Genomic DNA, 8,042 nt, shown 5'->3' with positions numbered 1-8,042 from the left:
AGTGCCCTGGCGGGGCACCCGGGGCGGCGCTCCCATGGTGGCGGTCGGTGGCCGCCGGCCGGGGCGGCGGCGCAGCACCCGGCGTGGCCGGGTGGCCTGCTTGAGCCGCTCCTCGCTGGCGTGGGCGAGGATGTCCCGCTGGAAGAGCGCGGCCTGCATCTTGGCGGCGATCTGCCGCTGCTCGCGGGCGATGGCGGCGTCGCGCGCCTTCATCTCCGCGATCGAACGCTCAATGTCGGCCAGGTGCTCGGCCCACTGTGGTTGATCTGCCCCACAGTGCGGGCATCGAACGGCCGGCTTGATCTCCCGGCCGCACGAGGAGCATTGAAAGGTCGCCACGACACCCCTCCACCCGCACTGTGGACTCCCACTGTCGCAGCATGCCCAAAGCTGGCGCGGATTTCGACTCTTGTCGGCGGGTCCGGGGCAAACAACGACACCGGCCGGCCATCGAGATGCTCGATGGCCGGCCGGCGGGGCGTCGGTTGGGTCAGGGGCGACCCATGCCCCGGTACTCCCAGCCCGCCTGGGCCCAGAGTGCCGGGTCGAGGCAGTTGCGGCCGTCGACGACCTTGCGACCCTTGACCAACTCGCCGAGGGCGACCGGGTCAGCGTTGCGGAAGTCGGCCCACTCGGTGAGGACGCAGACCAGGTCGGCCTCGTTGACCGCCTCGTTGATGCTGCTCTCGTACGTCAACTCGGGGACCGCGCGGCGGGCGTTCTCGGTGCCCTGCGGGTCGTACACGTGCACGTCGGCGCCGGCCTTGTGCAGCAGCGCGGCGACGGCGAGCGCCGGGGCGTCGCGGACGTCGTCGGTGTTGGGCTTGAAGGTGGCGCCGAGTACGGCGATCCGGGTGCCGGAGAAGTCCGGGCCGGCCGGGCCGGAGCGGCGGCCGAGCAGGTCCGCGGCGAGCTGGAGCACCCGCGTACGCCGGCGCAGGTTGATCAGGTCGACCTCGTGGAGGAAGCGCAGCGCCTCGCCGGCGCCCAGCTCCTGGGCGCGGGCCTGGAAGGCCCGGATGTCCTTGGGCAGGCAGGCGCCTCCGAAGCCGAGGCCGGCCTGGAGGAACCGGTTGCCGATCCGCGGGTCGTAGCCGATCGCGCGGGCCAGCTGGGTGACGTCGCCACCAGAGGCCTCGCAGACCTCGGCCATCGCGTTGATGAAGGAGATCTTGGTGGCGAGGAAGGCGTTCGCGGCGACCTTGACCAGCTCGGCGGTGGAGAAGTCGGTAACCACCAGGGGCACCTCGCGGTCCTCCGTGGCGGCCAGGTCGAACACGCCCTTGTGCGCGGCGTAGAGCATGCCGTTGGCCCACTCGCTCTTGACGCCGACCACGATCCGGTTGGGCCGCAGGACGTCGTCGACGGCGAAGCCCTCCTGGAGGAACTCGGGGCTCCACGCCACCTCGACGTCCAGGTCGTTCGGGGTGTGCTTGCCGACGAGCTGCTCGACCCACTCGGCGGTGCCGACCGGCACGGTGGACTTGCCGACGATCAACGCCTTGCGGGTCAGGTGCTGCGCGAGGCTGGTGACCGACGCCTCGACGTACGACAGGTCGGCGCCCATGCCGTCGGCCCGCTGCGGGGTGCCGACGCAGATGAAGTGCACGTCACCGAACTCGGCGGTCTCGGCGATGTCGGTGCTGAACCGGAGGCGGCCGGCGGCAAGGTTGCGTCGGAGCAGCTCGTCCAGGCCGGGCTCGTGGATCGGCACCTGACCGGCGTTCAGCATCGCGATCTTGTCGGCGTCGACGTCGAACCCGAGAACCTCGTAGCCCAGTTCTGCGTAGCAGATGGCGTACGTCGCACCGAGGTAACCAGTCCCTAGGAACGTCACCCGCGGCCGGGGTGCGCCCGAGGGCGGGGTCACCGCGGCGATGGCGGGGGTCGGCTGGATGGTGGGGTAGGGGATCGTCACGCCTGTCTTCTCCGCTCGCGCTGGCGCCGCGTCGTCGCGTCGCATTCTGCTGCGGCGCCTGGGCGGGGCACCGGAGGGTGGCTCACTGTCTCAATCTCCATCATCGCTGAGCGCGTTAGGTGCACCGTCCTGCCCATACCTACGCGCCGGTAACATCACCTGAACTGCAGTCGCTAGTCTTCAGTCTGCGCCGTCGGCGGTCAGGAGTCGTCACAGACTGCGCATGATAGTGGTGAAGGGGAGGGCCGAGATGGCCGCAGGGGAGTCGTTCGACGTCTACCGGTTGCCGGAGGAGCACCAGGCGATCCGGGAAGCCGTGCGAGAGGTCTGCGCCGCGAAGGTGGCTCCGCACGCCGCGGAGGCCGACGAGACGGGGGAATTCCCCAAGGCGTCCTACGACGCGCTGCGAGCGGCCGACTTCCACGCACCGCACATTCCCGAGGAGTACGGCGGCGCGGGCGCGGACGCGCTGGCCACCGCCATCGTGATCGAGGAGGTGGCCCGTGCCTGCGCGTCGTCCTCGCTGATCCCGGCGGTGAACAAACTCGGCACCATGCCGCTCCTGTTGTCCGGTTCCGCCGACCTCAAGGCTCGCTACCTGACGCCGGTCGCGGCCGGTGAGGCGATGTTCTCGTACTGCCTCTCCGAGCCCGAGGCGGGCAGTGACGCGGCGTCCATGACCACCAGGGCGGTACGTGACGGGGATCACTGGGTGCTCAACGGTGTCAAGCGCTGGATCACCAACGCCGGGGTGTCCGAGTTCTACACCGTATTCGCCGTCACCGACCCGTCCGCCCGGTCCCGGGGCATCTCGGCCTTCGTGGTCGAGAAGTCCGATGCCGGGGTCAGCTTCGGCGCGCCGGAGAAGAAGCTCGGCATCAAGGGCTCGCCCACCCGCGAGGTCTACCTCGACAACGTGCGGATCCCGGCCGACCGGATGATCGGCGCGGAGGGCACCGGCTTCGCGACCGCGATGAAGACCCTTGACCACACCCGGGTCACCATCGCCGCGCAGGCCGTCGGGATCGCGCAGGGCGCGCTCGACTACGCGAAGGGGTACGTGGCCGAGCGTCGCCAGTTCGGCAAGGCGGTAGCCGAGTTCCAGGGAATCCAGTTCATGCTGGCCGACATGGGCATGAAGCTCGAGGCGGCCCGGCAGCTCACGTACGCGGCTGCTGGCAAGTCGGAGCGTGGCGACGCGGATCTCACCTACTTCGGCGCGGCGGCCAAGTGCTTCGCCTCCGACGCCGCCATGGAGATCACCACCGACGCGGTGCAGTTGCTGGGTGGCTACGGCTACACGCGGGACTACCCGGTCGAGCGGATGATGCGGGACGCCAAGATCACCCAGATCTACGAGGGGACGAATCAGGTGCAGCGGATCGTCATGGCCCGGCAGCTCCTGTAGGGCTAATCGCGACCTGTTTCCGCAGCTCAGAGTGGGTGTAGCCGAGTCGATCAGTGCGGTAGCGAAGCGTGACTGATTGGTCACCTTGCGGGATATTTCCGGTCGCCCCAGGACGCTTTCGGTTGGCGTTCTGGGGAAATCCTGGGGAAGTTCATCGCTATATCTACACGGATGAAATACAGAGTGGACGGTTGGGCGCCACTGAGATGCTTGTCGGTCCATCGAAGAAGACCCTTCAATTGAAACGATGGGGTTGATTGGCGCCGATCGGAGCTACGGTCACTTGGAGTGAGGGCTGCCCGCTGCTCTTGCGTCATCGATCACCCTGTGACGCCATACCCGGGTTGCGGCTAGGAGCACTTTGCTGGACTAGCAAGCCGATCTCCGCAAATCAGCCACTCTGCGATCAACGTTCCCATTCGAGGGTGATCTTGGCCTTGCGTGGCAGCGCCAAGTAGAGGAGACCGATCGTGGCGCCGAAGGCGAGGCTGCCGTGGAACTCACTCTGCAGACCGGCCGGGACCAAGCTGAACGCCTGCGTGAGCGACGAGGCCAATAACGTGCCGCAGCCGCCGGTGGCAACAATCTTGACCTTGCGGTTGGTGCTCGGGCCGGGCTGGTCGTTCGAGGCCGTGTTTCGGCTTTTGAGCGTGCGAGAGCCGTCCGTGTTCGCGGACATGGAAATCCTCCGAGAGAACGCGCGAGATGAGCCTGGGGTTCGCCGCCCGCGACCGTTTGCGGTCGCGAGCGGCGATCCGTCGCAGGTGGGACGGGCTCAGACGAACGCTGGCTTGGTCCGCGGCCTAGTCGTAGTGGGGACGTGACGTCCGTTGGCCTGTCGGCTGTCGAAGTCGTTGCCTAGCCGGAGCAACTTCCTGCGAACACGCTCGCCGAACGCTGGCGACTGGCCGGCGGCTGCGGCGGCTCGATCCCAGGTCATGCCGTCGTGACCTGCATAAAGGTCAGCGACTTTCCGCTCCCCGGGCTTGAGCTTCCTCAGGACACGGTCGATACGGGGGTCGCGGAACTTGGGCAAGCCGAGCACGAGATCCTCGACGGCGCATGGGTCGGCAAGTGCGTTCTCCAGAGTGAGGATCACACCGCTGTCGCTGCGCGCCCGGTCCGACGGCGCTTGGAGGGACACGATGTGGTGGTGACCCAGTTCGGTGGTGCCGATCAGCCGGTGGTTGCGGTGGAGCTCGGTGATCCGCTTGCGCAGCACCTTCTTCACGTTCTCCGGCTCCGCCCTCGTCCAGGCGTCCTCGAGCAGCGCTTCCTTCGCGGCTTCGACGTGTGGCTCGCCCTTGGGGAAGAGGTCCAGGACCTGGAGCATGAATTCCCTGACGATCTTCTCGCTGTTCTCCTCCTGAATGATCGCCTTGCGGACCCGGACGGCGGCCCGGAAGACCGCCCGGATCGCCAGCTGAGTGAGCGCCTCGGTCATCGAAGACAAGCCAGGCGACTCGATGCTGCGGACGATCCTCAGGATGTTCGTGATCGGCTGGAAAACCGCAGTGATGTCGGGCAGCGTCCAGTTCCACGAGCTGAACATTGCGTTGATCTGCTGCCGCAACTTCGCCTGGTAGGTCATGAAGCCCGAGGCCCAGTCGCGCGCGTGCCGGAACGCGCGCGCGAACAGGTTCGAGCTGCCGATGATGTTGTCCCGCATTCGCTGGGTGACGCTGATGGTGGGCCAGGCGTAGTCGGCGATCTGCTCCTGGATGCGGCGCAGCGCGTCGCGCATCGGGTTCTGGACCAGGCGCTGAAGCCTCTCCTGCATCTCCTCGAACGCCCGGAGCCATGATGGGCGGATCATCTCCGCGAGCATGCGCTGCAGCTTCTCGAAGGGGGCCATCACGTTCGCGATGAAATCCCGAATGCCGCTGCCGGCCGGCTCGGACAGGCGGGCCAAAAACCTTCCGCGGATGATCGACTCCCGGCTCGGCGGGCGACGAGCCTGCTGGGCGGCCTCGCGGTCGCGACGGGTGAACCGGCGGTCGATCAGCCGCCGTCGCGTCCGGTAGGCAACGCTGCGGGACAGAACCCGCTGGCGGTGCCGGAACACCGAGACCTTCTGCGGCGACACCGCGTCGCGCGGAATGCCGGGCACGGCCGGCGCCGCCGTGGTGATCTGGCGGAACATCGTGGCGAGCGAGACACCCGTCCGGTTCGGGTTCGCGGCCGCCGCCAGATGGAACGCCGAGGCCAGGGGGATCCCCTTGCGGGCCGGCGTGGTGAGCGAGTCGGGGTTATCGGCGGCGGTCGCCTCGTTGTCGTTCATGGTGCTCCTTCGTGTCTGGAGTGGTTCTCCTACTCATCCAGGCCGTCAGAGCGGGGTACCGGCAAAAATTCTTGGAACTTTTTTGGAAAGCTGTCTTTCGACACCGCACTCCACGAGAACAGTCTTGCCATCTGAAGTCTAAGCGGCGGCCGACAACGACGAGGATCAGCCGCTGACCGCTGGTCAAACCAGAGCCGGGAGGAGGAGGTGACGACAGGTGAATGTAGCCGTGGCAGAGCCAAGTGATCATCCTTGCTTCCTGAGTCTGGCCGGTGAGGTTGAGCGATGGTTTGGGCCGATGGTCGACGATCCGGAGTTTCGGGCAGTGCTGGACAAGAACATCCGGCGTGGCTCCGCGTTCTGCGTCAGGGGCGCTGAGCATCTGCTCGGTGGCTTGTTGCTCAGTGCCCGGCCCTCGGCGTATCGGATCGGCTGGCTGGTCGTGGCCGGCGCTTCCCGTGGTCAGGGGGTGGGCAGCGCCCTCGTCGCCGAGGCGGCCACGAGGGTGGCTCCTCCCGTGAGCCTGCTGGAAGTGCTGACCTTCGGTGCCGAACACCCGGCCGCCGCTCCCAGCGGAGCTCGGGCCTTCTACGAGCGGCTCGGATTCCAGCCCGGCGAGATCGTCGAGAGCCCCGGGGCGGACGGCCCTCGCCAGTGGTACCGGCGAGCAGTCGGCGGGACCCACTAGCCAAGCGGTTCGAATCCTGTCTCGGAAGCCGGGCGGGCGGCACGGTTGGCAGGCGACGACGGGCGCCGGGTCCGTTCAGGCGAGAAGTTGGTTGACACCGCAGTTGTCCCACCACGAGGGCCGGTGTTTGCGCAGAGTTCCCGCGACCCGAGTGAGAAGCAGCCAGTTACCGTCCAACACCAGCGCGGCGTCGTCCGGACTGCCGGCGAGTACCCGGGCCACGGCCGCGACCATCTTGGGCGTTGCCCTGTCGGACCGTCCGTTGTTGGGCAGGTGGAAGACGATGTTGACGTAGGTGCCGGGTTCCCACTCCCATTGGGCGAGGGCCTGCACGGGGCCGCTGTCGAGCCGGAAGACGGGATAGCGGTCGCTGCAGAAATCGCAGGACCGCGCTACCCCTGCCACCTCTGCGCTCGGCACAGGGTCCGGATCGTGGTCGTAGGAGGTGCGGGCGGCGGGGTGTAGGTGCCGGAGCCGGCCGGTCGCGTCGAAGTAGGTGTTCAGGATCCGGCGGCAGACGCAGCACGCCATCTCCCGCCGTAGATCGGCCGGCGGGCAGACGGCGGCATCCGGCGGGTGCCTGGTGGATGGATCGTCAGAGGGAGGGGTGGAGTGGGACATCGGGGTGAGGGATCCTCCGGTCGGAGTGGGACCGGCTCGTCGTCAATGACCGCCTACTCATGGACGTTCGACGCGAACCGGCAGGAGCGACGGCGCCCCGCAAAGGTCAGAGCAGTTCGCGGCTGCAGGTGTGCGCGGCGTGGTCACCGAGCAGACCCGCCACGCTCACCCCGGGCGAGACCATCACGGTCTTCTGGTCGCAGGTCGGGCAGGTCAGCCAGTCGCCCTCGTCGTCGGCCGTGACATAGGTGCCCGGGGAGACGCAGGGCAGCTCACCTGCGCACGCGCAAGCCGGGGGCGTCGGGAACAGCGGTAGCGGTGACCACTGCTGGAGCGCTTCCGCAATCGGGTACGCCACGGCCAGCTCTTCGCTGGTGCCGCAGTTCAGCTGATGCGGGTCAGGATTCGCTGGTGCACCCAGCGGTTGAGGCGGATCCCGGCGGCGTGTCGGGCAGCGGCGCGTGTCGCGCTCGGACCGTCACAGCGGACCTCGTCAGACGCGCACGTCGAGAAAGACCAGCCTGAGCGGTAAGTGAATGAAGATGCGCACCGTCGCCGCTATCGATGGGATCGGACACACGGAGGGAGGTTCGATGCCTCCTCCGACAGCCGCACCCAGGCTTCGCCGTCGATGAGCCCGGCCAGGTGCACCTGTAAACGAGCGAAGATCAAGCGGTATGTGCGCTGGCTGCAAGACAGGCCTGGGTGCCAGCCCTTCAGCCCAGCTTCAAATTCTTTCATCGCGAGGGATTCCGTGGCCTGCTTGATGAAACAAGCTCCTGTGTGCGGCGAGACAAGGACTGTGTGCGGTGGGATCCCAAGATGGAGCGTGATGGTAGCTTGGAGTTTCCGACGCGATTAAGAACGGCGCACATTAGCAACACCTTCCCGGATTCCGCCAGCAGTGAAGCCGCATGATCTCCTTCGTATGCAGAAGATTTCCCGGACCTGTAGTGTTTGGCGTCCAAGTAGCGGTCCCAGAAGACGTCGGCCCAAGCGCGTGGATCCCCGACGAAATCGCCAAATCCACGCCCCACGTGCTTCGCTAGCGCGTACGGCACAAACCTGTACATGGTGGGGTAGACACCCCGGGTGTACGGAAACTCGCCCGGGCTGCCGAGCCGGG

Annotated in this window: 8 protein-coding genes and 1 pseudogene; 2 read left to right on the top strand and 7 right to left on the bottom strand. The window is 67.3% G+C overall.

Annotated features, from left to right (window positions below; all coding sequences use genetic code 11):
• Both ABZ749_RS23670 and ABZ749_RS23665 read right to left on the bottom strand, forming a co-directional pair.
• A partial coding sequence (locus ABZ749_RS23670; RefSeq protein ID WP_357231227.1) for a hypothetical protein occupies positions 1-339 on the bottom strand: 339 nt, incomplete at its 3' end.
• Between the two features lie 151 nt (positions 340-490).
• Positions 491-1,918, bottom strand: coding sequence for a UDP-glucose/GDP-mannose dehydrogenase family protein (locus tag ABZ749_RS23665; protein WP_355005619.1), 1,428 nt, complete (start codon positions 1,916-1,918; stop codon positions 491-493).
• Between the two features lie 250 nt (positions 1,919-2,168).
• Here ABZ749_RS23665 and ABZ749_RS23660 point away from each other — a divergent pair, with 250 nt between their 5' ends.
• Positions 2,169-3,326, top strand: a complete 1,158-nt coding sequence (locus ABZ749_RS23660; protein ID WP_357231224.1) for an acyl-CoA dehydrogenase family protein — start codon at positions 2,169-2,171, stop codon at positions 3,324-3,326.
• 406 nt (positions 3,327-3,732) lie between these two features.
• Here ABZ749_RS23660 and ABZ749_RS23655 read toward each other — a convergent pair whose 3' ends face one another.
• Both ABZ749_RS23655 and ABZ749_RS23650 read right to left on the bottom strand, forming a co-directional pair.
• Complete coding sequence (locus ABZ749_RS23655) at positions 3,733-4,005, bottom strand: hypothetical protein (RefSeq protein ID WP_357231221.1); 273 nt, start codon at positions 4,003-4,005, stop codon at positions 3,733-3,735.
• Positions 4,006-4,101: 96 nt separating this feature from the next.
• Positions 4,102-5,607, bottom strand: coding sequence for a hypothetical protein (locus ABZ749_RS23650; protein WP_357231218.1), 1,506 nt, complete (start codon positions 5,605-5,607; stop codon positions 4,102-4,104).
• A gap of 298 nt (positions 5,608-5,905) precedes the next feature.
• Between ABZ749_RS23650 and ABZ749_RS23645 the strand changes: the two genes are divergently transcribed.
• Positions 5,906-6,295 (top strand): GNAT family N-acetyltransferase, encoded by a 390-nt coding sequence (locus ABZ749_RS23645; protein ID WP_357231215.1) that lies wholly within the window; start codon positions 5,906-5,908, stop codon positions 6,293-6,295.
• A 75-nt stretch (positions 6,296-6,370) separates the two neighbouring features.
• Here the strand turns inward: ABZ749_RS23645 and ABZ749_RS23640 are convergent, their stop codons facing one another.
• The 3 genes and pseudogenes from ABZ749_RS23640 to ABZ749_RS23630 all read right to left on the bottom strand — a co-directional run.
• Complete coding sequence (locus ABZ749_RS23640; protein ID WP_357231212.1) at positions 6,371-6,916, bottom strand: SitI3 family protein; 546 nt, start codon at positions 6,914-6,916, stop codon at positions 6,371-6,373.
• Positions 6,917-7,022: 106 nt separating this feature from the next.
• The gene (locus tag ABZ749_RS23635) at positions 7,023-7,274 is read right to left on the bottom strand and encodes a hypothetical protein (protein ID WP_357231209.1); all 252 of its coding nucleotides are present in this window, start codon (positions 7,272-7,274) and stop codon (positions 7,023-7,025) included.
• A gap of 667 nt (positions 7,275-7,941) precedes the next feature.
• A pseudogene (locus ABZ749_RS23630) lies at positions 7,942-8,042 on the bottom strand (methylmalonyl-CoA mutase family protein); the annotation flags it as partial.

This window comes from Micromonospora sp. NPDC047753, from assembly GCF_040642735.1.
Taxonomy (GTDB): Bacteria; Actinomycetota; Actinomycetes; order Mycobacteriales; family Micromonosporaceae; genus Micromonospora.
The sequence above is the reverse complement of the archived record's forward strand: the minus strand, read 5'-3'. Positions and strand labels throughout refer to the sequence as shown.